Raw genomic sequence first — 26,800 nt, forward strand, 5'->3', positions numbered from 1 at the left:
CTATATACACAGCGCCGGCTGGCTGGGCGTCCTCGGGAATCAAGCATCGTTACCGGACCGAAGAAAAGGAATATGCGTTGGGCGCCCAAGAAATACAAACAGATCCCATGCGAAGACGGATAGGAGCGCCTATCTTTTGATTGCAAGGTTTGTGCCTGTTTGGAAGGAAATCTGAAGGGAAACCAAAAGCCCGGGAAGGGGCAAAGGAAAACTAAAAGCCATGAAACAAAACGGGCGCAAGGCTTGAGCCCCGCGCCCGTGTACAATCCTTGAAAATGATTAAGTGAAGGCTATTTGCCCTTGAAGTCGGGCTTGCGTTTTTCCATAAAAGCGGCGACGGCTTCCAATACGTCCTCGGAGGGAAGCTGGGCCGCGTTTTTCTGGGCTACATAGGTCAGGCCTTGATACACGCCGTTATCCCGGCCGTGCAGGATGACGTCCTTGACCCCTTGCACCGTCAATGGCGCCAGGCCTGCAATGTCTTCGGCAAGCTCCCTGGCTTTGGCGATCAAAGCGTCCTGATCCTCGCAAACATGGGTGACAAATCCCATGTCCAGGGCTTCCTGAGCGCCGAAATCCCGGCCTGTGAGCGCCAGTTCACGGAATCTTCCATGGCCGATCAAGGTGGGCATGCGCTGGAGCGTGCCCAGGTCGGCGATAATGGCGATCCGGGTTTCCCGGATGCTGAACGTTACGTCCTTGGTGCAGATGCGGATGTCGCAAGCGCTGAGCATATCGATGCCGCCGCCTATGCAGTGGCTGTGCGCGGCTGCAATGACCGGCTTGCGGCATTTTTCAATGACGTTCATGCTTTCCTGCAACTCCAGAACATGGGCGCGGAGATTCTCCCGGTCGTCGGCCCCGGATCCTCCCAGCAGGGACTGGCCCGCTTCCACAAGATCCAGGCCCGCGGTAAAGGATTTGCCTTCGGCCCGAATGACGACCACGCGGACGTCCGGGTCTGCGTCCAGTTCCTTGAATATGTCGATCAGGCCGTAAAAAAAGGCATGGGTCATGGTGTTGCGTTTTTGAGGGTTATTGAGCACCAGCCAGGCAATATGCCCCTCTTTTTCCACCTTTAATATATCGTCGCTCATTCATTTCTCCTGTTTTTGTCGGCATAGCAGGCGGTTGAGCCGATCACTTAATCTGGCCGTTTAACTTTACGAGCCTTTCCTCGGCTTCCTTCATGATCCGCTCGAACAGTTCGGCCACCGTGGGAACGTCGTGGGTCATGCCCACGCCCTGGCCCAAGGAGACGATGCCCGCGCCCAAGTCGCCTTCGTCGTACATCTTTTTGGCGTTATCGCCCTTGATGACTTCGTAAAGCTCTTCAAAGGAGGCTTGGTTCTCTTCCAGTTCGCGGCATTTTTGGGCCGCGTCGTTGATCCAGACGCGGTGCGTGGCGTTGATGCTGCGCATGACCAGCATGGTGTCTAGTTCGGAAGCGCCCACAAAGGCTTGCTTGAGGTTGTCGTGGATGGGGCATTCCTTGGTGGCCATGATGCGAGAACCCATGATCACGCCTTCGGCGCCCAGGGAGAGAATGGCTGCAACGCCCCGGCCGTCGGAAATGCCGCCGCCGCCGATCACAGGCAGGTTCACGGCGTCCACAACCGTGGGAACCAGAACCATGGTGCCGATATCCAGCCTGCCCGTGGCGCCGCCGTTTTCGTACCCCACCACGGTGACCACGTCCGCGCCCATGCCCTGCACTTTAAGCGCGTACTTGACGCCCACGCATTTATGAATCCAGGTCATGCCGGCGTCCTTGAAGCGCTTGCACAGTTCTTCGGGAGCCGAATGGCCGGAGGTTTCCACGATTTTGACGCCCTTGTCGATCATGACGTCCACGTACTCGTTATTGTCAATCGCGCGCATGGCCGGAAACAGATTGATGTTCACGGCAAAGGGTTTGTCCGTTTTCTTCTGGATAGCGTCTACAGCGACTTCAAACTCTTCCTTGGATTGATAAACCGCGGAAGCCAAAACGCCCAGCCCCCCTGCGTTGGAAATGGCGGCCACAAAGTCGGCCGTAGTAATCCACATCATGGTTCCGCCCACGAGGGGGTATTTGATGCCCAGCAGCTTGGTGAGTTTGGTTTCGATCATTACTTCCTCCATTTGTGATTTATCAGGTTAACGATAATCCGGCAAAATTTATCGATTGGATAAATTTTAAACAGCTGGCAACGCTATACGCAATAAGGCCGGATAGATTTGCGCAGGAAGAATTGCCTCAAAAGGTTTCAAGGGCTGTAAAGCCTTCGTGATTGTTCGCTAACGTATAAAATCGCCTTTTTGACGCCCGCTGTCAAGTCTTAGCATGCTGCAGACGCGAAATCCCTTGGCGATCTTTGGGCTTTTTGGTATTTTATATCTGTTTCTATGCGTTTCCTTTCGTTTTTTCCACCGGACCCTAATGAGGAAGCTCTTGCTCAAAAATTTTGGGATGTTTTTTGCATGCTGTATTCGCAGTATTCCCAAACTGATTCTCTCACGGAGGTTGTGTACATGGCCGGCGCTTTTAAAACGGCTTCTGATACGCCAATTCAATTGCTTAAAGTCAGCATTCTCGCCAATAATCCCGACACAGGCGAATCCATGGAGCGCATTCTGGAAAGGGCCGAAGCCTTCCAATGCGCCGGAGTCGCCCGCAATACGGACGAATTGCAATCGCTTGCCGCCCAAGGCGGCGTTCATGCGGTTTTGCTGGATCACGCCCCTACCCTTCAGGAAAAAATCCTGGCCCAATCCCTGGGCCTGCCATTGACGCTTTTGGACGACGACGAAACCCAAAATGAGCCGATCCCTTCAGTCTGCGGCCGTCTGCAAAAAGACGCCGCTAACGCAGCGTCCCTGGAGATGGTCCTGAACCATGCCCTGGAAACCCATGCATTAATCCAGGATCTAGGTAAGGCCTGTTCCCGCATGAACTACTTGCGGGAAAATCGGGAGACAGCCGAACGCCTGGGAAATATCATCAGCATGATCGGGGTGGCGGCCCACGAGGTTAATCAGCCTCTCACCAGCCTCTTGGGCCACCTGGAACTGATGAGCATGAACAAGGACGACGCGGAAAAGGTGTTGAAATACCTTGACCGGGTGGATGAGTCGGGCGAAAAAATCGCTTATATCGTCAAGCAAATTCAGGACTTGCGGCATGAACACTGGGCTAATGACGGGGTCTTTGAGGCGGACGGACGCAGCCTGTTTGTTTTATTCGCCGGCGCCAATGGCGACATATTCGAGCATCTTTCCAAAGTTTTGGAGGGATATCCCAAAATTCATGGGGCCAGGGCTGTCGGCGACCAAATTCCCGTGGAAACGGACGTTGTGGTCGCGGAATACTCCACCGGGCATGATTGGCAATCATGGATCGAGGCGGCCAGGGAAGCGGATAAAAATATTGTCTTGACGGCGGAATGCAGGGATATGCCCGGGGCCTGCAAGATAGTCAACATAGGCCAGGCGGACGGAGTTATGACTGCCTGGGCGCCTGAATCCGAATGCTTACAAATTTTGACCCAGGTATGCGAAGTCGGCTACTTTCGTAAAAAAGCAAACAACGCCCGGTTGAGGCTGCGCAATACAGCCCTTAAGGACGACCTGACCGGCCTTGTCACGGACTCCATCATGAAAAGAGCCGTGGGCAAGGAAATCCCCAGGTCGGAGACCATGAAGCGGACTTCTTCGCTGCTCGCCATTCACGTGGAAGATATGGAAAACATTCAGGAAAAAATCGGCCCAAAAGGTTTGAATCACGCCATTTTATTCGTTGGCAAGCATTTGCGAAGAAACTCCCACAGAGAGGACCTGCCGTCCAGGGTGTTCGGCGACCGATTTCTCGTTCTCCTGCCGGGCAGGGATAAAAACGAGGCCCGGGAATGGTGTCATTGCCTCACTCAGGCCATTGAACAGAATCCTTTTGACTGGTTTGGTAAAACCATGGATATCGGCATTACGGCAGGAATCGTAGAGCACGTTGGAGGCCAGCCCGAAACCATGGAAAGATGGATGGAAAATGCCGAGCAAGCTCTCGCTCAAGCCAGGGCGCAAGGGCCGGGAACCGTTTTTGTGTTGGAATAAATGAGGCGGCCGGCTTGCTTTACTCCTCGGGTATTTTTTGTTTCAGCAAATCGGGAAAATGATTGACCGGGCCGTGTCCTCCGCCTAAAGGCAAGCCGTGTTTGACGGCTCTTGTCGTAAACTCCTTGGCGCGAAAAACCGCTTCCCGCACTTTCATGCCTTTAGCCAGCCCCGCGGCGACGGCCGAGGCGAATGTACAGCCCGTGCCGTGGGAATGGGGCGTGTCGATTCGCTTGCCCGGATACTCAAAAAATTCACTTCCGTTATACAATAAGTCGTTGGGCTGACCCTGGCAGTGCCCGCCCTTGATCACCACCGCAGCAGGGCCCATGGTCTGGATGGCCTTGGCCGCCTCTTTGATCTGTGACAAATCTTTGACGTCATACCCCACCAGTTCTGACGCTTCGTCCAGATTGGGCGTCACAACCCGAGCCAGGGGGAACAACTCCTTCACCATAATCTCGTAGGCTTCCTGCAGCAAAAGATCCTTCCCGCCTTTGGCTTTCATGACCGGGTCCACCACCAGATTCTCAAGCCCCAAATCGCGGATTTCCCGAGCCACGATCCGAACCGTTTCAGGCCCGCCCAGCATGCCGGTTTTTACGGCTTTCGGACGCATGTCCGAAGCCACGGCGCGAATTTGAGCGACGATCAAATCGGGCGAAACCTCTTGCCAATCCTGCACTCCAAGGGTGTTTTGGGCGGTAATGGCCGTAATGGCGGTCGTTCCATATACTCCGAGCGCTGCAAAGGTTTTCAAATCCGCCTGAATTCCGGCTCCCGCTCCGGAGTCGGATCCGGCGATGCTTAGAACGACAGGAATGGTTGAATCAGGCATGGTTTGTAACCTTTCGCAATTTAGTTATCAGGCGTCCAGAGCCTCCAGGATCTCCTGGGCGCGTTTGACGCTGATGCCCGGAACCTGGGCGATGTCCTCGGGACTGGCCTCTTTCAGGCGTTTTATGCTGCCGAAATGCCGCAACAGGGCTTTTTTCCGCTTCTCCCCTATTCCGGGCACACTATCCAGGGCGGATTTTCGAATGGTCTTGGCCCGTTTTTTTCTATGGGTTGTGATGGCGAAGCGGTGGGCTTCGTCCCGAACCCGTTGCAGGAACAAAAGCACGTCCCCGTCCCGGCCGAAAACCACGGGGTTGGCCTGCCCGGGGCGGTAGATTTTGTCCATGGTTTCCTTTTTGGCTTCGTCTTTTTTGGCGATGCTGATCACCTCAAAAGCGCCCATGACGCCCAGGCCGTCCAAAACGGACGCCGTAATGGAAAGCTGGCCTTTGCCTCCGTCGATCAAAAGAACGTCGGGAGTGGGCCAATCCTTGTCCGGCGAAAACCGCCGCGCCATGACCTCGTGCATGGCCGCGTAATCATCCGGGTGGTCCAGGCTGTCGATATTAAAGGTGCGGTATTCGGACTTGGCTTCCTTGCCGTCCTCAAAGACGATCATGGAAGCTACGGTCTGATTTCCGCCGGTATGGGAAATGTCAAAGCACTCGATGCGCCGGGGCGGCCGATCCATACGCAGACGCTTTTGCAGCCTTTCCAGCAGGCTTTTGAACACATTTTCCGACGAAATGCGGTCCTTAAGGGCTTCGTGGGCGTTTTCGTTGGCCATTTCAATGAGGCGGGTTTTTTCGCCCCGTTGCGGCCAGTGGAGAACCACCCGTTTTTCCGCGGTTTCGGTAAGCCATTGTTCCATCAACTCCATGTTTTCCAATTGGCAGGGAACGAACACCTCGTCAGGGATGAACCGGTCCTTGTCATAATACTGGCGTAAAAATGCCTGAATGCTTTCCGAGTCCGTGCCCAGGACTTCATCAAAGTTGTAGTTCCGGGACCCCAACAAAAAGCCGCCCCGGACGTAAAGCACGGAGATGGCCGAACCTTCCGGCTCCCTATCGATGCCGATCACGTCCCGGTCCACAAAATCCGTGGTTACGGCCGCCTGTTTTTCCACCGTGGCCTGAATGGCAAACATGCGATCCCGCAGGCGAGCAGCCAGTTCGTACTCCTGCCTTTCGGAAGCGGCGGCCATCTGCTCCTTGATTTTTTGGAGCAAATCATTTGTGCGGCCTTTTAAAAACAGGATCACCTCATTCACCATGTCCAGGTATTCGTCCCGGTCCACGGGAAGGCAGCAAGGCCCCAGGCATTGCCCCATCTGATAGTTCAGGCACGGCCGGTTGCGTTTGGGCGGCTCCTTTTGCTTGCATTTGCGGAGTTGAAAGGTCTTGTTGATGATCTTTAATGTGCTTCTTAGCTTGCCCGCCGACGAAAACGGCCCGAAATAAATGGCGCCGTCCTTTTTGACCTTTCTAACCACTTCCAGGCGCGGATAGGACGTGCGCACGTCGATTCGCAGGGAGGGAAAGCGTTTTCCGTCTTTTAACAGGATATTGTAGCGGGGCTTATGCTTGCGGATGAGGTTGGCTTCCAGGATCAGAGCTTCCTTTTCCGTGGTCACCAGGATAGCGTCAAAGGAGGCGATCTTCTTGACCAGGATGCCGGTTTTCAGGTCCCGGTTGGCCTTCTCCAGAAAATAGGAAGACACCCGTTTTTTCAGGCTTCTGGCCTTGCCCACATAGATGATCTCCCCGGACTCGTCCTTCATGAGATACACCCCGGGTCCGTTGGATAATGTGGCCAGTTTTTTTTCTATTTCAGACAAAAGTCCGCCGCCTCCATCATGAGGAAATCAGACGCAATTACGCTCGCGCATCCATACTCAAATAATAACACGCGCCGGGCGTTCCGGCAAGATTTGAACCTTTTCAATCCGCTTCCTTTGTTATATAAAAATCAGCATAAATATACGCAGAACCACTGTTTTTAACCATACCCCTAACCGGCGGCGAAAACCCACGTCGATTTTTTAAGCTCTAAGGATTAAAGCGGGAATGAAACTGATCCACACTTCCGACTGGCACCTGGGCCGCTCTCTTTACGGAAGAAAGCGGTACGACGAATTCGAGCAATTTCTGGACTGGCTTTTGGAAGTCATCCGCGAAAGGCAAGCGGAAGCCTTGCTGGTTTCCGGGGACGTTTTCGATACCGGGACGCCCAGCAACCGGGCCCAGGAATTGTATTACCGGTTTCTGGGAAAGATATCCCGGACGGGCTGCCGCCACGTAGTCATAACCGCAGGCAATCACGACTCTCCGACTTTTCTTGACGCCCCTAAAACCCTGCTTCGCTACCAAAGCGTCCATGTTGTGGGAGGGATCGATGAAGATCCTGCAAACGAAGCGCTGGTCTTGAATGATGATAAAAGCCGGCCGGAATTGATCGTCTGCGCAGTCCCCTACCTCCGGGATCGGGACGTCCGTTTGGCGGAAGCCGGAGAATCCATGGACGACAAAGCTCAAAAAATGCTTGCCGGAATCGAGGAGCACTACAAACGGGTGTGCGGCGCCGCCAAGGCCGCCCGGGACGCTTTGGACCAACCCGTCCCCATTGTCGCCATGGGGCATTTATTCACGGCGGGAGGCCGCACGGAAAAGGAGGACGGGGTCAGGGAGTTGTATGTGGGCGGTTTGGGCCAAGCCCGCCCGGAAATTTTTCCGGAGGAAATCGACTATCTGGCCCTGGGCCATCTGCACATTCCCCAAACAGTCGGGGGGCGGGATCATTTTCGGTATTCAGGCTCGCCCCTGCCCATGAGCTTTAAAGAGTCCGAACAGAATAAAATGGTCCTGGAAGTGGAATTTACAGGAACCCAACCCCAAGTCCGGGAACTGGCGACGCCTTGCTTTCGTGAGTTAAAGCGAATCCGCGGCGGGCATGACGAGTTGATGCAGGCCGTCACAAATATGAAGGAGCAAGGCAGCCAGGCCTGGCTGGAACTGGAATACACCGACGAAACCGGCGCAGGAATCCTGCTGGAAGACGTTAAATCCCTGATTGAGGGAACCGGCATGGAAGTGGTTCGCACGAACGATCTCAGAATGGCCTCTCGGATCATGGGCCGGGAGACGCCCTTGGAAACCCTGAGCGAACTTTCCGAAGAAGCGGTTTTTACCCGGTGTATGGAGGCCAGGTCCGTGCCTGAACTTCAGCGCGAAGAGCTTATGGACGCCTTTAAGGAAATTTTGGCCTCAATTCATGAGCAGGACATCAGGGCGGAATAGGAGATTGGGATGCGGATTTTACGGCTGCGATTTAAGAATTTAAACTCCCTTCCGGGTGAGTGGGAAATAGACTTCAATTCCGTTGATTACACGTCCTCGGGCATTTTTACCATTTCCGGACCCACGGGATCGGGAAAAACCACCGTTCTGGATGCTATCTGCCTGGCCCTGTACGGCCAGACGCCCCGGCTGCCTTCCATCACCGGTTCTTCCAACGAAATCATGACCCGCCATACCGGGGAATGCTTCTCCGAAGTGGAATTCAGCGCCAATTCAGGCCATTACCTCTGCCATTGGAGCCAGCGCCGGGCCCGGAATAAACCCGACGGCAATCTGCAAGGCTATAAACACGAACTGGCATATGCGGACTCAGGCGAGATTATCGAAAACAAGCCCAGCAAGACAGCCTCCTGCGTGGAAGAAGCCACGGGCATGAATTTCAAGCGGTTCACCCGTTCCGTAATGCTGGCCCAGGGCAACTTCGCCGCTTTTTTAAAGGAAAAGTCGGACGAGCGATCCGGGCTGCTTGAACAGATTACCGGCACGGATATTTACACCACTATATCCATAGCGGTGCATGAACGGAAACGGGCGGAAAACGAAACCAAGGACCGCTTGGAAGAACGGCTGGGGGAAATCCGCCTACGTTCCCCGGAGGAAATCCAGGAGCTCAAGAATACCCGCATTATCAAACAAAAGGAGGTGGAAGCCGTTTCGGCCCAAGCCAAAGAGGTTCAGGAAAAAATCTCCTGGCTGGAAAATCTGGACAAATTATCCAAGGGCTTGGAGAATTTGAAGCAACAGCAAGCCGCCTTTGATGAGAAGCAAGCCCAGGCCAGGCCGGACCTGGATAGGCTGAAGACGGGCAGGCAAGCCCACGATTTAGAAGCGGATTATGACAAGCTCCAGGACTTGAGAAAGCGCCAAGAGGAAGGGAGTAAAGTTCAAGCAGACTTTGAAGAAAAGCTCACAAATAACCGGCAGGCCTTGAAGGATGGAAGCGCCGCCAAGGACGCGGCTGCGGCGGCCCTTAAATCCACCCAAGAGAATCAGGAAAAGGAAGCCAGGATCATCAAGGATGTTCGGACTCTGGACACCCGGCTTAAAAGCGCCGGTGAGGACCTGGAGCAAGCGGAAAAAAAGGTGCTGGAGCGCAAGGATTCCACTCGCAAGCAGGAAAAGGAAATTGCGGCTGCCCGCAGCCAAATCCAGGCCACGAAGGAAAAACTCAGCGAAAAAGAAGCCTTTATACGGAAAAACAAGGATTGCGAGTCCTTGGGAAAAAGCCTTACCGGCATTGAGCAGATTGCCGGGCGCTTTCAAGAGGCGAGCAATGATCACGCCGGCAAAAAGAAAAGCCTGACGCAAGCCAAGGCGGCGGCCTCCAAAGCCAAAACCAAGCACGAAAAATTGCATAAGCAATATGAATCCGAAAAACTGCAACTGGAAAAGTCGGAAAAGAGCCTGAAAACCCGTAAAGAGGAATTGGAAAAAATTCTGCAGGGTAAATCGTGGGAAGATTGGAAGGAAAATAACTCAAGCCTCAACCTTCGCCTTGAAAAACTGACCAACCTGAACTCCACCTGCGCCAGAGCTGATGAGGCGAAAAAGAAAACCCTGATTGATAAAAAAACTCTGCAAGCGAACCAAGGTAAACTGCCGGAACTCTCAAAAACCATTGAAAGTCTGAAAGAAAAACGAAGCGTCCAAGAAGCGTTAGTTTGCAATGCTGAGGAAAAACATCTCGATGCTTGTAAAGTGTACGACATGGAAAAGGAACGGAAAAAGCTGTCTGACGGCGCCCCCTGCCCTCTTTGCGGCGCCTTGGAGCATCCCTATGCAGTCGGCAACGTCCCCCAAAAGGAAGATACAAGCCGGGAATTAGAGCAAAGTCGGAAAATTCTGAATGAAATCAATCAGAGCATTCAAAAAGCCTCTCAGGATTACTCCCTATTGGAATCGGAAATTCAGCAGCTAAACAACGGGTTAAATGCCTTAAAAGCGGACCTGGAAAAAGAACAAGACAAGATTCTGGACGGATTGAAAAGCCTTGAACTGCCCGCAGACCTGAAAGACGCCACCCTTACCGTAATGGAAGATATAGAGCGCTGTAATCAAGAAAACAAAACCTGCCTGGATATCATCTCCAAGGCCAGGCATAAGAAAGACGCCGTGGAGGAGTTGGAGAAAAAATTCCATGAGGCTGAAAAAAAGCTCCCGGACTTCCGCCAAAAGGCCGAATCCGCCCTGCACGCACGGGAAAGCGCCCTGGAAAACCAAACGCGTTCAGAAGAGGACTTGGCCCAGGCCGGGCTCCGTTTGGATAAATCGCAATCAGACCTGCATGAAGCCGTAGCGCCTTACGGATCGTTCGAGATTTCCGCAAAATCCGTAAAAACCATCCTGGATAGTCTGAAAAACCGGTTAAAGGAATATGACAAGCGCCTGAAGGAGAAAGATGAGCTTTTCAAAGAACTAAGCGGCTTGGAAGCCAGTCTAAAATCCTTCGCGGCATTGTTGGAAGCCGGTCAAAAGGAACTGGAAGCCGCCACGCAGAAAAGAACGGAACGCAAGGCCGACTTCGATCAGTTAAGCAAGGAACGCCGGTCCATATTCGGAGACAAAGACCCGGATCAGGAGGAAAAGGCCCTGGCGCAAGCCGTCAAGCAAGCGGCTATAAAGCTGGAAGCCGCCCAAAAAAAATGCGCTGAGTTGGAATCCGAAAAAAAATCCCTGCAAGACCGTTTGCAAGACCTTGCCAAAAGTCTGGAAGAAGGCGCTAATAAGCTGGAAAAGGCTGGGGCCGCGTTTCAAGCCAATCTGTCGGCGTCGGGATTTGATGATGAAAAAGCCTATGCCGCCGCCCTTTTATCCAAAGACGAGTTAAAAAGGCTGGAGGACCTGAAGAAAGGCCTGAACCAAGAGAAAATCCGCCTGGCAACCCTGCTGGAGCAGCAAATCAAAACCCTGCAGGAAGAAAAAAGCCTGAACAAAACGGACCGGGACATGGAAAGCCTTAAAGGCGAGAATGATGAATTATCCGACAAGGCCAAGGCCGCCCAGGAGAAAATCGGCGCCATCACTCAGGAGCTCTCCGCCCACGAAAAACTTGAAGACAAATACAAGAACCTTCGACAAGAAATTGACGCGCAAAAAAAGGAATGCGAAAAATGGGGCAGGCTCCACGATCTTATCGGCTCCAACGACGGAAAGAAATTCCGCAATTTCGCCCAGGGCCTGACCTTTGAAATCATGGTCTCCCACGCCAACAAGCATTTGCAAACCATGAGCGACCGTTACTTGTTGATCAGGGATCCCAACGAGCCTCTGGATTTGAACGTCATCGACAATTATCAGGCGGGCGAGGTGCGATCCACGCAAAATCTGTCCGGCGGCGAGAGCTTTATCGTCAGCCTGGCCCTGGCTTTGGGCCTGTCCGGCATGGCCAGCCAAAACATCCGGGTGGATTCCCTGTTTTTGGACGAAGGCTTTGGAACCCTGGACGATGAAACCCTGGATACCGCCCTATCCGCCCTGAGCAATTTAAAACAGGACGGCAAACTCATCGGCGTTATATCCCATGTGCAGGCCTTGAAGGACTGCATCCCCTGCCAAATCCAGGTGGAGCCTGACAACTCCGGCCGCAGCATTTTAAAAGGCCCGGGCTGCCGGCGTTTATGACATTTTGTATTTCTTAGGCAGCTCTATTTGCCAAATTCCGGCTTGCGCTTTTCCGCAAAGGCGGCCAGGCCTTCCCTGCCGTCCGGATGATCGCCGCAGGCGCCGAGGCCCTGCCGCTCCAACTCCAGTTGGTATTCCAGGGTGTTGTTAAAAGCGTCGTTCAAGAGGTTTTTGGACAAGCCAATGGAATGCATGGATTTTTTTGACAAAACGCCCATCATGGCGCGCGCCTCCTGCAGCACAGCCTCGTCCTCCACAACTTTGGTGGCCAAGCCCCATTCCAGGGCTTTTTCCGCGGAAATAGGCTCATCAAAGACAGCGATTTCCAGAGCGCGAGCCATGCCCACCAACCTGGGCAAGGTGTAGGTGCCGCCTCCGTCTATACACAACCCACTGGAGGTGTACGCCTGTTTTAGCACGGCGGACTTTCCCATAACGCGGAGGTCGCAGGCCAGGGCGAGAGAAAATCCGCCTCCGGCTGCAACCCCATTGACGGCCGCAACCACCGGCTTTTCCATGCGCCTGATTTCCACAATGGCGTTATGAAATTGGGCGGCCAGGGTATGGAATGAGGCGCCGGGCTTTTCGGCGAATTCCGTAACCCATCTAAGATCGCCTCCGGCGCAGAATGCCTTGCCTTCGCCGGTGATCAAAACGCCCCGAACCGAATCATCAACAGCAAGCCGGGTAAGCTCCTGGGCCAGTTCCGTGATCATTTCCAAATGAAAGGAGTTGAAAGCCTTGGGCCGGCTGAGGACGACCTCTGCGAACTTTCCGTTTTGTTCCGTCTTAATATACGTGCTCATAACCCCTCCTTTGTGAAAATTCTTGATTGAGTTTTTGAAAAACTTGCATGGAATTATACAAAGAAGGGATCAAAGATGGAAGCAGGAATTGGATTGGAGTTTGATAGAGAGGATAATGGCGCCATGCCACCCAGGTTTCACTCAATGAAAAGCGGGAACATCATATAAAACGGCGTTTCTTTAAATCCCCAAATCCTGGCGTTTGAGATCCTTGATCTGGTCGCGGAGTTCGGCGGCGCGCTCAAAGGCAAGCTCCTTGGCGGCTTGCTGCATTTCCTTTTCCAGCATGGCGATGAGGCGGTCCAGGTCTTTGCTTTCGATGGCTTCCTGAGCTTCCTTTTTGTCCGCTTCCACGGTGACGTAATCGGCCTCGTACACGGAGTCGAAAATGGAGCCGATCTCCTTTTTAATGCTTTCAGGAGTAATGCCGTTTGCCTCGTTATAGGCGGCCTGAAGGTCCCTGCGGCGCTGGCTTTCGTCCATGGCCATTTTCATGGAGCGGGTGATGGCGTCGGCGTAAAGGATGACCTTGCCATTCACGTTACGGGCGGCGCGGCCTACGGTCTGGATCAGGGAGCGTGCGGACCGGAGAAAGCCCTCCTTGTCCGCGTCCAGAATGGCCACCAGGGAAACTTCCGGGATGTCCAGGCCCTCACGCAAAAGGTTGATGCCCACCAGCACGTCGAATTCGCCCAGGCGGAGATCCCGGATGATTTCCATGCGCTCCATGGTTTTGATATCGGAGTGAAGATACCGCACGGCCACGCCCAGGCCTTCGTAGTAGTCGCAAAGGTCTTCGGCCATGCGCTTGGTCAGGGTGGTTATCAGCACCCTTTCGTTATTCTCCACCCGTACGCGGATTTCCTCCAAAAGGTCGTCCACCTGATTGGTTGCGGGCCGGACGATGATCTCCGGGTCCATAAGGCCCGTGGGCCGGACGATCTGCTCAGCAATGGCGCCGTCGGCCACTTCCAGTTCATAGTCGGCCGGAGTGGCGGAAACGTACACCACTTGTTTCACCTTTTCGGCGAATTCCTCAAACATAAGCGGGCGGTTGTCCAAAGCCGACGGCAGGCGAAATCCGAACTGGACCAGAGTTTCCTTGCGGGACCGGTCCCCCCGGAACATTCCCCGCACCTGGGGCACAGCCATGTGGCTTTCGTCAATGAACATAAGAAAGTCTTCAGGAAAAAAGTCGATAAGCGTAGGCGGCGGCTCGCCTTCGTTCCTGCCGGTCAGATGGCGGGCGTAATTTTCAATGCCCGTGCAATAGCCCAGCTCGTGCATCATCTCCAGATCGTAGTCCGTGCGCTCCTGGATGCGTTGAGCTTCGATCAACTGGTTTGTGTCCCGAAAGTGGGCCACCCGCACCTTCAACTCTTCCGTGATGGCGCCCATGGCGCGCTTTAAGGTTTCCTTGGACGTAACGTAATGGCTGGCCGGGTAGACCATGGTACGCTGCAGTTTTTTCATCACAACGCCGCGGAGCGGGTCGATCTCCGAGATGGAGTCGACCTCGTCCCCGAAGAACTCGATGCGGATGGCTTGATCGTCCCAGTAGGCCGGGTAGATTTCCACCCGATCCCCGCGCACTCTAAAAACGCCCCGGTGAAAATCCATGTCGTTGCGTTCATAGAGCATGGCCACCAGATCCTTGAGCAGCTTTTCCCGGGAAAGCTCCATGCCCACGGTGAGCTCCAGGCGCATGGCGATGTAATCTTCCGGCGCGCCCAGACCGTAGATGCACGACACGCTGGCCACGATGATCACGTCCCGCCGGGTGAGCACGGCCACGGTGGCGGCGTGGCGGAGCTTGTCGATCATTTCGTTGATCTTGGAGTCTTTTTCTATATAGGTGTCGCTGTTGGGCAAATAGGCTTCAGGCTGGTAATAGTCGTAATAGGAGACGAAATACTCCACCGCATTGTGAGGGAATAACTGCTTGAATTCGTTGTACAGCTGAGCTGCAAGGGTTTTGTTCGGCGCCAAAACCAGGACCGGCTTGCCGCATCGGGCGGCCACGTGGGCCATGGTGAAAGTCTTGCCCGAACCGGTGACGCCCAAAAGCACCTGGTGCTTTTTGCCTTCGTTAACCCCTTTGGCCAGATACTCTATGGCTGCGGGCTGATCCCCTTTGGGTTCGAAAGGAGAGACCACCTGAAATTCAGTGAATTCCTCCAGATTGGGCGGGGCGGACGCCTCCGCTTTTTTGGCGGACATATTTGGAACAAACTCGACTTTCGGGATTTATTTTAAAATCCCAATTAGTGCAGAAAAAGCAAAAAGGGCTGAAAATTTCAGCCCGGGGAAAACGCTAAAAGATCCCGCCTTCGCAGGAATGACGGAAATTTATTGTCGGGTTTGAAGTCCGCCAGCGTTTACGCCTATGAGAAGCGTAAAGCCGGACTTCGTAACCCGACCTACGGCTTTGCTTGGAGCGACAAGGTTGGGTTGAGCATGCGAAACCCAACAAAATCTATTTATTAAACAGGCAATTACGGGCGCGGCAAGCAGCGCCCCTACGCCATTTTCCAGATGGTGCCGTCCGGGGTGTCTTCAATGGCCACGCCCATTTCGGTCAACTGATCGCGGATGGCGTCAGCCGTACCCCAATCCTTGTCCTTACGAGCCTGGGAGCGCTTGGCGACCAAATCGTCCACCATGGCCGGATCGAATCCGCCGTCCTGGGCGGCTTGTTCCTTTTTGCCTTCAAAATAGGCGCCAGGATCTTCCTGGAACATGCCAAGCACGCCGCCCATCTTTACGATGGCCGCCCCCGCTTCCGTGGCCCGGACCTGATCGTCGCCTGTGAGGTCGCCGTCCAGTAAACGGTTTACATCGCGTACAGCCTCGAAGAGGATGCCCAGGGCGCCGGCAGTGTTGAAATCATCGTCCATGCAGGCGCAAAAACGGGACCAATGGCCGCTGATCTGGAAGTCGTCGTCCAGGCCGCCTACGCTTTCCAGGATTCGTTGCAGGCAGGAGTAGACGCGATCCAGGCCGGAAGCCGCTTCCTTCATGGCCTGCTCGGTAAAATCCACGGGGCTGCGATAATGTTTGGACAGGAGGAACAGGCGCACGGCTTCGGGGTGGAACTGGTCCAGGATTTCCTTGACCGTGAGAAAGTTGTTCAGGGACTTGGACATTTTTTCCGAGTCGATGTTCACAAATCCGTTGTGCATCCAATATCTTACGAACTGCTGACCAAAGGCCGCTTCTGACTGGGCCACTTCGTTTTCGTGATGGGGAAAAATGAGATCCTGGCCGCCGCCGTGGATGTCAAAGGTTTCACCCAGACGGGACCAACTCATGGCCGAACATTCGATATGCCAGCCGGGCCGGCCTTCTCCCCAGGGGCTTTCCCAGGCGGGCTCGCCGGGCTTTTTGGCTTTCCACAGGGCGAAGTCAAAGGGATCCTTTTTGCGGCTGTCCACTTTGACCCGGGCGCCGGCTTCCATGTCTTCCAGCTTGCGGCCGGAGAGCTTGCCGTAGGATTCAAAGGAGCGGACGTCAAAATACACGTCTCCGTCCACCACGTAGGCATGGCCTTTTTCCACGAGTTTGGAGGTGACCTCGATGATTTCCTTGATGAATTCAGTAGCCCGGGGCTCCAGGGTGGGCCTGAGCACGGCCAGGGCGTCCATATCGCGATGGAACTCGTCGATGTAGATTTCGGAAAGGGCCTGGCAGTCCATGTCCCTTTCATTGGCCCGGTTGATGATCTTATCGTCCACGTCCGTGAAGTTCCGGACGTAGGTCACCTCGTATCCCGATTCCTGCAGATACCTGAAAACAATATCGAAAACCACGGCTGACCTGGCGTGTCCGATATGGCTGGAGTCGTAGACCGTGGGGCCGCAGACGTACATGCTCACATGCCCGGGTTTAAGGGGTTTAAAGGTTTCTTTTTGCCGGGTCAGGGTGTTGTACAGGGTGAGTGCCATTTTGTTTTTTTCTCCTTTGGATCCGCTATTCCAGGCAGGCGACGCAAGTTGCCGCCATGCCCTCCCCTCTGCCTGTTATTCCCAGGCCTTCGGTGGTGGTGGCCTTGACGTTAACCTGCCGGTTTTCCAGGCCAAGGCATTTGGCTATCACGGAAACCATTTCCTGTCTATAGGGGCCGATTTTCGGCGCCTCCGCCACCAGGGTGGCGTCTAAATTAACAATCTTATAACCTTCTTGCGCAATTTTTCGGCCTGTCTCCTCCAACAGACGCGTGCTTGCGATGTTTTTATACTTTGGGTCCTTATCCGGAAAATGCATGCCGATATCCCCCAGGCCGGCAGCGCCCAGCAAGGCGTCACATGCGGCGTGAAGCAATACGTCGGCGTCGGAATGACCCTTGAGTCCTTTATCAAAGGGGATAGTCACCCCGCCTAAAACCAGGGGCCTGCCGTCCACCAGACGGTGCACATCGTATCCATATCCTACGCGCATAGCTCTCTCCGGTTTAAGGGCGAATTCGTTAATCCCGCAGTACGATTCCAGCGGGAAGAGCCTCGCCGAACATGGAATCCTCCTCCTGACGATCCATGGCGACCACCTGGGCGACCATTTTGGTCAGGGATTTGGCCGCGCCCTTGTTCTTCATCCATTCCAGGACCTTGGCCCGATCCGTTTCTTCAATATCCCGTTTAATATCGCCCGTCATCCTGGCAAGATGGGCCAAAGCCTGACACACCGGCTTGGGATTTTTCCACTCGGTTTCCAGGATTGTGTTGATCCAGGCGGTTGCGTCCTTAGAGTATACAACGCGATCCAGGGGGCCGTACAGCAATTCCCGCGAGCCGAGCCTGGAAAGGGACCACCATTGCTGAGGCTTGGCCTTTTTGGGATGCAACTCCTCCATGAGCAGCTTGGCGCATTCCAGCTTGTCCTTGATGTGCAGGCGTTCCAGGTTGGCCAGAAGCATCCACATTTCCAGCTTTTGCTGGGGCGGAATTTTTAGTTTTCCGGCCTTCGCGTTTTTCATCTGGGGCATGAGGTCCTGGAACACCTGCCGTTGCTGGCCGGGAGTCAGGCCGCCCGCCGCCCTGCGCCACAAGACCCACCATTCCAGCATAACCTGGGGATTCTTGGGATGCACGGGGCCTTTTTTGTAAAAACTCCACAAGGTGCGCATGCGGTGTTCGTCCAGGGCGTCGCCGAAGCCGGGTCGCAGACAAAAGCCCATGAGATTAAGCCAGCGAGCTTCGTAATCCGCGCCGTGAGCCCGGCCGGTCTGCTGCTTTTTCAAGAGATCGTCGGCAATGCGGCGCACCAAGGATAAGGGCCATTTTTCCCGGGGCAATTCCACGATTTCCGCAATCACATTGGGCAGGCGTTCGGGCGGCAATTCGCCTTTTTTCTTACCGAAAACTTCATCGACTTTGGAAAAGACCTCTTCCACCACGGATTCTTCAAAGACCTGGGCGTCCTCCACCTGGGGAGCGGCTTCCTGCTTGCGAATCTGAAACTGCAGCCGCCATTTATGGTCCGTGTTCACGGACTTGCACCACAGGCTCAGGGTTCCCACTTCGGTGTAATGGGCTTCAATCTCCACGGGAATCTGGGTTTGCGCGCCCTTTTTACCGAATTGGATGACCGTGTTGATGGGGGGCAGAAGAGTCAGGGTATCGTCGATGTCTATGATGTCTCCGGCCTTGTCTCCGCTGCGGTAGCTGGAGCTGTACACCTGAAAGCTGACGGGCTGGTTGGCCAAGACCTGGAACTGGCGCTGGGACAGGTTGATGCGCGTGCCTTCTTCCACGCCGCGCTCTAAGAGGCATAAGGCCTTGCCTTTGCCGTTTTGGCCTTCGGCGCCCGAAACCTCCAAATAATAGCCCCTGGCGCTGCCGCTGCCGACTTTGACGCCCAGGCCGGATTTTACGAGGCCGTAATAGGCGGCGCCCCGCGCCACCGCCAGGTCCAGGTCGGGGTTTTCCAGGACTCCGGGCAGGCGGTCGGATTTAAACCAGTACTTTACACCTTCCCGTATACGCGTCTGAATTACTTCAGGTTTCAGGCTGCCGCCATTGAAGAGCAATAGATCCGGGAACGGAACTTCCTTGCCCAGCATGTCCTTGACGCTTTGGGCGTGGCGCTCCAGAAATTTGCACATATGACGGGTGACCGCCGGGTCCTGCTCGTAGGGCAGGCCGAACTCGGTAATGCCGCCTTTGCGGGCCGTGGGCGCCTGGGAATCGGAATCCACTACGGGAAAAAATCCGTCCAGGATGGTTTCCTCCACCTGATCGCGGGTGAGGGTTGCAGACAGGGTGTTGGCAATGAGACCGCGGCCTTCGCCCATGAGGGTGACGGTCTTTTTGTCCACCTCGCCGCCCAAAATGGCTTCTTTGGCCTGCCTGCACTGGTGGCACAAGGCCTGCCAGCGGTTGGCGTTCAAAGATTGGGAGGGGGCTTTTTTGAAGCTGGCTTCGGTCTTGCGGGCCAGGGCCAGGTCCATGTTATCGCCGCCCAAAATAAGATGGTCGCCAACGGCTATGCGCTCAAACCGAGGACTGCCGTCAACCTCCCGCAAGGTGATGAGCGTGAAGTCCGTGGTGCCGCCGCCCACGTCAACCGCCAGGATCAATTCTCCGGGCTTGACGTAGTTTTCCCAGTCGTTTTCGTGGAATACGAGCCAGGAGTAAAAGGCCGCCAGGGGTTCTTCCAATAAGGTGACTTCGCCGATGCCCGCAGTTCGGGCCGCTTCCATGGTGAAATCCCTGGCCACTTCGTCGAAAGACGCGGGAACGGTAATGATGACGAACTGGCTTTCCAGGAATTTTTCGTCCACGCCTTTGGCCTGATGGTTCCAGGCGATGCGCAAATGCTTAAGATAGGATCCGCTGGCAAAGACAGGAGAAACCTTTTGGACTTCCTTGTCCGCGTTCCAAGGGAGAATGGGCGCGGTGCGATCCACCTTGGAATGGCACAGCCAGCTTTTGGCGGACGAAACCAGCCTTCCGGGCACTTTGGAGCCTTGCTCGCGGGCGAAGGTTCCTACGATGCCTATTTCCTCGTCCTTCCAAGGGAGCTTCAAGTTTTCCCGGTCCACGTCGTACTGGCCGGGCAAATACAAAAAGGAAGGCAACACGGACAGACGCGCCAGCTCCCCGGGCGCAAACACCTGGGGCGTGCGGAACATCTTGATCTTGGATGCCGTGTTTTTTCCGGTCAGGTCCACGTAGGACAAAGCGGAGTTAGTGGTTCCCAGGTCAATGCCTACTATGATCTGGTCTTCGTTTATATCCAAAGCTATTCGTCTCCCCGGCCAAACCCATTACAGGCTTTAAGCCTCAAAGTCTTCCTTTTCGCGTACGTCAAATTCCAGCTTCCACCGGCGGTCGTCCAATGTGGAGACGCACCAAAGCTCCAGGGTGCCGACTTCCGTGACATTCACGTGAATGCGAACGGGCAGGACCGCGCCTTTGTCGTCGTCTTCCAGGACGGTTTCCACCAGGGTGATGGGCTCGATATCCTGCTCCCAGTCGTCCACCACGGTCCCCACATTATCGTTATGGCGCACGGAGGAGCCCAGGAACTCAAACCGGACGGACTCGCCCACGATCAAACCGAATTCCTCTTCCGTCAGGTCGGCCTCGGTTCCCTCTTCCATGCCGAAAGGCGCCACGCACAGGGCTTTCATGGGGATGGGCATGCCGGGCACGGCGGGCATGGCCGCTTCCACGCCGATATAATAGGATTTTCCCAGGCCGCCCCGGATGCGAACGGCGCCGCCTTTGCGCGCCAGGCCGTAATACGCGGCGCCTCTGGCCACGGCCAGGTCGAAGTTGGCGCCTGCCAACTCACGCACGCCGGCGCTCTCTCCGCCGGACCAGGAGTTTAAAAGATCCAGAACGCGGGAGCGGAAATGGGTGGATTTCATGACCCCGCCGTTGAACAACACGGCAGTGGGCATTTTCTCGCCGGACCGGGAAAGAAAACCGGCCAGATGCTTGCTGATAGCCGGGTCCGAAGCGTAAACCAGGCCGCCTTCCCGCATGCCCGCCCTGCCCTGGGTCGCCGGCATGGCGTCCTTGGGAACAACCGGAAAAAAGCCGTTGGTCAGGATTTCCCGGACTTCCTGGTTGATCAGTTCGGAACGGATGGTTCCGGCGATAAGGCCGCTGCCTCTTCCGAGGATGCTGATGGGTACGGACTCAGGCCCATGGCCGGAAAGCAAGCCTTCCTTGGCGCTGCGGCAGGTCTGCCACAAACCGCGCATTTGCCAGGCGTCCAACTTTTTACCGGACTTGCCGACTTTGCCGGCCACCAAGTGAGCCAGGGTAAGGTCCATGTTATCGCCGCCCACCAGCAGATGATCGCCGACGGCAACGCGCTCCAGGACGAGATCGCCTTCTTCCTCTTTCACATGGATGAGGCTGAAGTCCGTGGTGCCTCCGCCAAGGTCGCAGACCAGGACGAGATCGCCCACATTCACCTGATCGCGCCATTTGCCGGAACTGGCCCAAATCCAGGAATAAAACGCGGCCTGGGGCTCTTCCAGCAAGGTGGCTTCCAGGCCGGCGATTTTAGCGGCCTGAACGGTCAACTCCCGGGCCACGGCGTCAAAGGACGCAGGCACGGTAAGGAATATCTCCTGGTTTTCCAGCCTCAGGGAAGAATCGTCCTTGGCCATCACATGATTCCAGGCGTCCCGAATATGAGATAGGATGGCGGCGCTGGCCTGCACCGGAGACATCTTTTCCAAGTCCTGATCCCTGGATCCCCAAGGCAGGATGGGATTGTTCCGCCCCACCCCGGTCTGACACAACCAGCTTTTAGACGAGGATATGAGACGATGGGGAATTTCAGCGCCCCGGTCCCGGGCGAAAGCGCCCACGGCGCGATTGGAGTTTTCGTTCCACGGCAGTTTGAGGCCGTCCGCAGGTACGTCATGGGCTCCCGGCAAAAGAACGAATGACGGCAGGGTTTCCCTCTCTTCCATGGCGCCCGGCGCCGTCAGTTGAGGAACCTTGAACAAGCGGATATCCGGATGCTTTCCCTCTTCCGTATTGACTGGGACGTAGGATACCACGCTGTTGGTGGTTCCCAAGTCGATTCCGATAATATATGTCGGGTCTGGCACTTTCGGCTTTTTCCCCTCTGTTTAATTTATTAATTCAAATTATTTAGCGTTTATCCGATTGTAATGCTCATTTGGGCGGGAATGCATACGGTAGAAACTTGCCTCCCAGGCTGATTTTGTTGGGTGAACCTGCAACACGTCTAAGGATTTCGTTTACTCCATACCACCCGGCGCATTGCCAAAAACCAATTACATTCTCGCAGCAGAACCACCCAACCTACGGCTCTGCAAGAAGCGATGTAGGTTGGGTTGAGCATGCGAAACCCAACAAAATCAAACCATTGTCAACGTAAAACCCCAAAACCGGATGAGGCGCCTATTTGGGCAGGGATACTCTGCCCCTGCAATGAAACCTGATGCAGCAAGCAGCGCCCCTACAATAGAACCTGGCGCGGCAAGCCCCGTCCCTATTCCAATTCCACTTCGGCCGGGGCGATCAAACGGGGGTCTCCCTGGGCGATAAGCGTGGGCATTTCAAAACGGCCTGCACGCCACCCCCGGTGCCTTAAAACCCCCTTAAAAGGCGGTTTGCCCGAGACTGCGCCGATGAGCTTAATAGCCGCCGGATCGAAGTCCTCCTCAATGGTGATGGCTTCGCCCTCTTCGTGATCCAGGACCGGCTGGGGATTGAAATGCTTTTCAATGAGCTTTTTACAGCTTTCCTGCACGCCCCTGGCTGCGGCGCCGATCTGATCGTCTTCGTACAAGCTAAGATCTTCCGCAAAAAAGTCCATAAGCCGGCCTTCACGCTGCAGCATGGAAAAAAGAAGCAAGGCCCTGCGCTGATCGTCCATTTGCTTTTGACGGGCGCTTTTTTCGTCCACTTGGGGTTTGGACTTTTCTTCTTTTTCGGGAGGAGCGGCGAGGGCGGCGGCTTTTTTGGCGCTGCCTCTCACGCAAAGCCACAGAATCAGAGAAAAAAGAAAGAACACGGCGTAGATGACGCCCACGGCGTAGAGCCTGAAGCCTCCCAGAAAGCCCATGAGTTCAGTGATTCGGGCGGAGACGTTGGCTTCGGGCTGCAGGGCTGCGGCCTCTTTGCCTAAGCTCAAAAGCACATCCAGGCCCAGCCATGCGGGGACGACCAAGGCTGCGCACAAGAGGGTGTTCCAAAATAAAACCCACAAAAAGGAACGGCGAGAAAACCGCTTTATCCAATCCATTTTTTCTGACTCCTTGATTATAACCGTTAGTTCAGGGCTTTGCACAAAGCCCTTGTGGCAAAAGGATATATGTAAATCCAACAAGGCAGGGTGTCAATAGCAGGGCTGGCCCTAATGCTTCTTTATGGGGATAAAAGACGGAAAAAGCCCCCTTTGCCGGATGCGTAAAGCTCCTGCAAAGGGGGCTGCTTGATTTTTTATGCGGAAATTTTTCTGCGGATGGCGTTTGCGCCTAAAAACGCCGCCGCCAAAAGGGCGAAAACGGCGAGGAGTGCGGAGTTAATCCGGGATTGGGCGCCTTTAATAAAGCAATCGTCGGTGAAATCGCCCCAGACTTTTTTATTGTTGTTGTTATCCGGAACGCCCGGTCCGCCCGGGTCTACAACGTATCCATTTTGGATTCCGTCGGCGTCCCCTTCCCCTCCGTCTATAAGTACAATCTCCATGCTCATGCCGTCGTCGGCCACGGTGCAATTTTCGTACTTATACCACCCTTTGGCCTCGTCGTACTTCCACCAGAACGTGTCTCCAGGCATTTCCTTGGAAAAATAAATCGTAATGGTTCCGGTGATGATGTCGTCGTCATAGGCCAGACGAAAGTCCACGGCGCCCAAAGGCAAGTTAGGCCTGGACGGCAGGCTGTCCAGATACTCGTCATCCAGGGCCTTTAAATACTGCACCGTAACGTCGGTGCCGCCTCTTATGCCTATACTGGCTTCGCCGTCATCGGTCAGCACCGTAAAATCGGCGCTGGTGGAGATGGTTTCATTCAGACATTCCTCATCAGCCAGGACGCCGAATTGGGGCTGCTCCCAAACCCGGTAGAGACCGGTCACATCGTAATCCTTGCCAAAACCGCCTTTCATCATAATCAAGGAATAGCCGTCATAACAGAGGCCTGAAGCCGAGCCGTTCAATGCCGTCGCCACGGAAATCGCCTGGCCGGCTTTGATTTCATAAAGCCCGCCGTTGTCTCCATCTGTCATGAAAATGGAATTATAAGGGCCGTAAGACATGGAACGGACCGGATAATCCCAAACCATGACGTCTTGGTCCACGGTTCCCTTTTCCGTATCGATTTCATGGAAATAGGCCTTTTCTCCGGTGTTCTCAACATAAAGAACGGTCTGACTTCCGGAAAAAATCGCAGGGCCGTTATTTCCGCCGTGGAACCTGTCAAAATCAGCAACGACGGTTCTTGTTATGACGCTGCCGTCGATCTCGATATGGCTGAAATAAAGCCTATCGCCGCCGTCTTCATAAGAAGCGACGTACAAGTCTCCGGTTTCCGGATGTTCGACCAGCACCGCGGGAATGCCGGTGCAGCCGGTAATCACGGAAGAGATGTTGTCTTCGTTGTCCTCAAACGCGTACTCATAAATGGAAGACCTGGGATCTTCGTTATAATCCAGAAAATAGAGCTTATCATTTTGGGCGGCCAGCAGTTGGAAAGGGAGCACGCCGTCCAGATCTTGCTTTTCCGAGTCCTTTATGATCAACGCCGTCTCATCGGAGTTATCCAGATCAAATTCGTAGACGTTTCCGGAACTGGGATAGTACATCTTCCTGCCCAGCACCGTGAATTGATCAAAACTGGGATTATAGTCCGGAAAGCCCATGTAGTAGGTTTCATAATTACCCTGCAATTCCAGCCCTTCGGAAACGTAATCGTCTACCAGAGAGCTGTAGCTGAGGTCGCCGGCGTCTTTCCGGCCTGACTCCGCCTCAAACTGGCTTGCGAAAAGTTCGTCACCGTAAAAAAACAGCCCGCCCAACGGGCGGTCGGCGCTTGCAATCTTGTCATAGTTAAAAGCATCGTCTCCATTGTATGGCATTTGGATTAAATAAACTGATTGGCCGTCACCCGAGGCCGCGTATACCATATTGTACCAAGCCCGGGCCGCCCCGGAGACGCCTCCGGGAAATTCCAGAAAATTCGCTTCAATCTCTCTTTCGTTTTCCTGAGTTCCGGGATAAGCCGGGTCCAACAAATGAAAATAACCCGTATCGCCAACCTGCTCGCCGGAAAGCAAAGAACGCGGCCCCAGCCAGGCAATAGGACCCTGGTTTCCGTCGTGGGGCAGATCATAAACCATATGCTTTTTAGCGGAATCTTTGTCCGAATACAGCTCGTAAAAATACGTATGAACGATAGTGGTGGAAATGTACCATACCGCTCCGGTCCAGGGATTTTGAGCGAAGCCATATAGTTGGCCGGTGCAACTCGTACCGTAGTACCTTTTTATGGCAGGCCACTCACCGGCCAGGTTGGCGTAATAAATGGTCTTTTGGCTGTCATGGAAAAACAAAAAGCCTTCCTTGGAGACAAACAGCCCGCCTACGGTATGGGTTTCGTCCGCCACAATGGCAGAACTGCAGACCTTGAGAATATTGCCGGTTTCCAGGTTGTATCCATAGATGTCGTTGTCATAGGCCAGATAAATCAAGTAATCCTGATAAACGGCGAAAGAGCCCTCGTCTTGCTTGGGCGCCGGGTCAAGCGACGGAATGCCGTTATAGGCAGAATACTGGTCATAAGCGGGCGTAAGGGCCGAAAACGCCGGCGCGGCGCCGAACAGGAGCAAGACCAATGCAAGGCCGATCCCCATCATGCGAATATTCCTCTTGGGCATACCCATTCCCCCTCCTTTTATGCTTGCTGGAGCTTGTCTTAGGATTGTCGATTTTATTTTGAATTGCGATTGAATGCTCTTGCGCCGCATTGGATTGCGGCGCCCCGCCCTCTGGATATAATTCCTTAACACACAATCTTTTCAGGGGCAAATGATAGAATTTAAACCGGAAAAAAAACACGGGGATTTTTTTTATGAAAAAAACAGCCTTTTATTCGCCCTCCCGTAAAGCGGTCAGGCCCAGGCGGCGGATCATGGCATGGTCCTTTTGCGGATTGCGTCCCGGGGCCGTGAGATAGTCACCCGTCATAATTCCGGACGCCCCGGCGTAAAAAACCAGTGGATGCAGCTCCTCCAGGTTGGACTCCCTGCCTCCGCAAATGACGATTTCCTTGCCTCCCAAGGCGAAACGCAGCAAGGAAATGATCTTCAGGCAGCGCAAAGGCGACAAGTCGGAGCTTTTTTCCAAACGGGTTCCTTTGATGGGGATGAGGAAGTTAACAGGGACGGAATCCACCTCCAAGTCCCGGAGGGCCAGCCCAAGCTCCAAGACCTGCAAGTCGCTCTCCCCTATTCCAAACAAGCCGCCGGCGCATACGCTCATGCCCGCCTTTTTGGCTTCCCGGATGGTTTGAACTCTGTCTCTGTAAGCATGGGTCGTGCATATTTCCTTAAAATGGCTTTCCGCCGTTTCCAGATTGTGATGATACCGGTCCACGCCCGCTTCCTTTAACAAGGCGAAATCCTGGGCGTCCAGGATTCCCAGGGAAGCGCAATAACCTACCCCGTCGCCGCCCATGCGGGAAAAAGATTCAGCGACGGTCCGCACTTCGGCTTTGGGCAGCCGCCCTCCGCTGGCCACCAGGGAGTATCTGTGCACGCCGTTCTCCCGGGCGTAAGAGGCGCCCTGGAAAATTTTGCCGGAATCAATAAGCGGATAAACGGGCGCGCTGGTTTTAGCGTGGGCGGACTGGGCGCAAAAAGCGCAGTCTTCGCTGCATTTACCTGACTTGCCGTTCACGATGCAGCATAAATGAACCTGATCCCCGAAAAAATGCCTCCTGACGGCATTTGCCGCGGGCAGCAAGTCCAAAACATGGTGCTCAGGCAGGCATGCCAGATCCTCCAGGTCGGATATTTCGGGCAATAGGCCGGCTTTCGCCGCTTCGGCCATTTCGAGGCATTTTTTTAAATCCATATAGACGGTCTTTCTTTCAAA

General features: G+C 54.5%; 16 protein-coding genes. 3 read left to right on the top strand and 13 right to left on the bottom strand.

All coding sequences use genetic code 11. The features are described 5' to 3' along the window. Positions 1–290: 290 nt before the first annotated feature. Both G491_RS0107910 and G491_RS0107915 read right to left on the bottom strand, forming a co-directional pair. On the bottom strand, positions 291–1,097 hold the full coding sequence (locus G491_RS0107910; protein WP_028314210.1) for a crotonase/enoyl-CoA hydratase family protein: 807 nt from the start codon (positions 1,095–1,097) through the stop codon (positions 291–293). A gap of 43 nt (positions 1,098–1,140) precedes the next feature. Continuing rightward, on the bottom strand, positions 1,141–2,112 hold the full coding sequence (locus tag G491_RS0107915) for an NAD(P)H-dependent flavin oxidoreductase (RefSeq protein ID WP_012609921.1): 972 nt from the start codon (positions 2,110–2,112) through the stop codon (positions 1,141–1,143). Positions 2,113–2,463: 351 nt separating this feature from the next. On the opposite strand from G491_RS0107915, the gene G491_RS0107920 reads away from it, so the two are divergent. Then, positions 2,464–4,089, top strand: a complete 1,626-nt coding sequence (locus G491_RS0107920; protein WP_028314211.1) for a diguanylate cyclase domain-containing protein — start codon at positions 2,464–2,466, stop codon at positions 4,087–4,089. A 19-nt stretch (positions 4,090–4,108) separates the two neighbouring features. Here G491_RS0107920 and thiD read toward each other — a convergent pair whose 3' ends face one another. Further along, on the bottom strand, positions 4,109–4,927 hold the full coding sequence (gene thiD / locus G491_RS0107925) for a bifunctional hydroxymethylpyrimidine kinase/phosphomethylpyrimidine kinase (protein ID WP_084511407.1): 819 nt from the start codon (positions 4,925–4,927) through the stop codon (positions 4,109–4,111). Positions 4,928–4,954: 27 nt separating this feature from the next. Beyond that, complete coding sequence (gene uvrC, locus G491_RS0107930; protein ID WP_028314213.1) at positions 4,955–6,766, bottom strand: excinuclease ABC subunit UvrC; 1,812 nt, start codon at positions 6,764–6,766, stop codon at positions 4,955–4,957. Positions 6,767–6,995: 229 nt separating this feature from the next. Between uvrC and G491_RS0107935 the strand changes: the two genes are divergently transcribed. Both G491_RS0107935 and G491_RS0107940 read left to right on the top strand, forming a co-directional pair. Continuing rightward, positions 6,996–8,225: an exonuclease SbcCD subunit D C-terminal domain-containing protein gene (locus G491_RS0107935; RefSeq protein WP_028314214.1), complete on the top strand. Its 1,230-nt coding sequence runs from the start codon at positions 6,996–6,998 to the stop codon at positions 8,223–8,225. Positions 8,226–8,234: 9 nt separating this feature from the next. Beyond that, the gene (locus G491_RS0107940; RefSeq protein WP_028314215.1) at positions 8,235–11,906 is read left to right on the top strand and encodes an SbcC/MukB-like Walker B domain-containing protein; all 3,672 of its coding nucleotides are present in this window, start codon (positions 8,235–8,237) and stop codon (positions 11,904–11,906) included. Positions 11,907–11,929: 23 nt separating this feature from the next. Here G491_RS0107940 and G491_RS0107945 read toward each other — a convergent pair whose 3' ends face one another. The 9 genes from G491_RS0107945 to bioB form a co-directional block, all read right to left on the bottom strand. After that, the gene (locus G491_RS0107945) at positions 11,930–12,712 is read right to left on the bottom strand and encodes an enoyl-CoA hydratase/isomerase family protein (protein WP_028314216.1); all 783 of its coding nucleotides are present in this window, start codon (positions 12,710–12,712) and stop codon (positions 11,930–11,932) included. Positions 12,713–12,892: 180 nt separating this feature from the next. Further along, positions 12,893–14,932, bottom strand: coding sequence for an excinuclease ABC subunit UvrB (gene uvrB / locus G491_RS0107950; RefSeq protein ID WP_051327114.1), 2,040 nt, complete (start codon positions 14,930–14,932; stop codon positions 12,893–12,895). Positions 14,933–15,231: 299 nt separating this feature from the next. After that, on the bottom strand, positions 15,232–16,656 hold the full coding sequence (cysS, locus tag G491_RS0107955; RefSeq protein WP_028314218.1) for a cysteine--tRNA ligase: 1,425 nt from the start codon (positions 16,654–16,656) through the stop codon (positions 15,232–15,234). Positions 16,657–16,681: 25 nt separating this feature from the next. Next, positions 16,682–17,149, bottom strand: a complete 468-nt coding sequence (ispF, locus tag G491_RS0107960; RefSeq protein WP_028314219.1) for a 2-C-methyl-D-erythritol 2,4-cyclodiphosphate synthase — start codon at positions 17,147–17,149, stop codon at positions 16,682–16,684. Between the two features lie 28 nt (positions 17,150–17,177). Further along, on the bottom strand, positions 17,178–19,949 hold the full coding sequence (locus G491_RS0107965; RefSeq protein WP_028314220.1) for an Hsp70 family protein: 2,772 nt from the start codon (positions 19,947–19,949) through the stop codon (positions 17,178–17,180). Positions 19,950–19,985: 36 nt separating this feature from the next. Then, on the bottom strand, positions 19,986–21,785 hold the full coding sequence (locus G491_RS0107970; RefSeq protein ID WP_028314221.1) for an Hsp70 family protein: 1,800 nt from the start codon (positions 21,783–21,785) through the stop codon (positions 19,986–19,988). A gap of 407 nt (positions 21,786–22,192) precedes the next feature. Continuing rightward, positions 22,193–22,948 (bottom strand): DUF2760 domain-containing protein, encoded by a 756-nt coding sequence (locus tag G491_RS0107975; protein WP_012609909.1) that lies wholly within the window; start codon positions 22,946–22,948, stop codon positions 22,193–22,195. Positions 22,949–23,145: 197 nt separating this feature from the next. Next, positions 23,146–25,587 carry a choice-of-anchor U domain-containing protein gene (locus G491_RS0107980; protein ID WP_157468101.1) on the bottom strand — a complete coding sequence of 814 codons (2,442 nt, stop codon included), beginning with the start codon at positions 25,585–25,587 and terminating at the stop codon, positions 23,146–23,148. 205 nt (positions 25,588–25,792) lie between these two features. Further along, on the bottom strand, positions 25,793–26,779 hold the full coding sequence (bioB, locus tag G491_RS0107985) for a biotin synthase BioB (RefSeq protein ID WP_028314223.1): 987 nt from the start codon (positions 26,777–26,779) through the stop codon (positions 25,793–25,795). Between the last annotated feature and the right edge of the window lie 21 nt (positions 26,780–26,800).

The organism is Desulfatibacillum aliphaticivorans DSM 15576, from assembly GCF_000429905.1.
Taxonomy (GTDB): domain Bacteria; phylum Desulfobacterota; class Desulfobacteria; order Desulfobacterales; family Desulfatibacillaceae; genus Desulfatibacillum; species Desulfatibacillum aliphaticivorans.

Coding starts and splice junctions, on each gene's coding strand:
- uvrB (WP_051327114.1), bottom strand. CDS start 14,932: ATGTCCGCCAAAAAAGCGGAGGCGTCCGCCCCGCCCAATCTGGAGGAA.
- G491_RS0107980 (WP_157468101.1), bottom strand. CDS start 25,587: ATGGGTATGCCCAAGAGGAATATTCGCATGATGGGGATCGGCCTTGCA.
- G491_RS0107920 (WP_028314211.1), top strand. CDS start 2,464: ATGCTGTATTCGCAGTATTCCCAAACTGATTCTCTCACGGAGGTTGTG.
- G491_RS0107935 (WP_028314214.1), top strand. CDS start 6,996: ATGAAACTGATCCACACTTCCGACTGGCACCTGGGCCGCTCTCTTTAC.
- G491_RS0107975 (WP_012609909.1), bottom strand. CDS start 22,948: ATGGATTGGATAAAGCGGTTTTCTCGCCGTTCCTTTTTGTGGGTTTTA.
- bioB (WP_028314223.1), bottom strand. CDS start 26,779: ATGGATTTAAAAAAATGCCTCGAAATGGCCGAAGCGGCGAAAGCCGGC.
- ispF (WP_028314219.1), bottom strand. CDS start 17,149: ATGCGCGTAGGATATGGATACGATGTGCACCGTCTGGTGGACGGCAGG.
- G491_RS0107910 (WP_028314210.1), bottom strand. CDS start 1,097: ATGAGCGACGATATATTAAAGGTGGAAAAAGAGGGGCATATTGCCTGG.
- thiD (WP_084511407.1), bottom strand. CDS start 4,927: ATGCCTGATTCAACCATTCCTGTCGTTCTAAGCATCGCCGGATCCGAC.
- cysS (WP_028314218.1), bottom strand. CDS start 16,656: ATGGCACTCACCCTGTACAACACCCTGACCCGGCAAAAAGAAACCTTT.
- G491_RS0107940 (WP_028314215.1), top strand. CDS start 8,235: ATGCGGATTTTACGGCTGCGATTTAAGAATTTAAACTCCCTTCCGGGT.
- G491_RS0107945 (WP_028314216.1), bottom strand. CDS start 12,712: ATGAGCACGTATATTAAGACGGAACAAAACGGAAAGTTCGCAGAGGTC.
- G491_RS0107915 (WP_012609921.1), bottom strand. CDS start 2,112: ATGATCGAAACCAAACTCACCAAGCTGCTGGGCATCAAATACCCCCTC.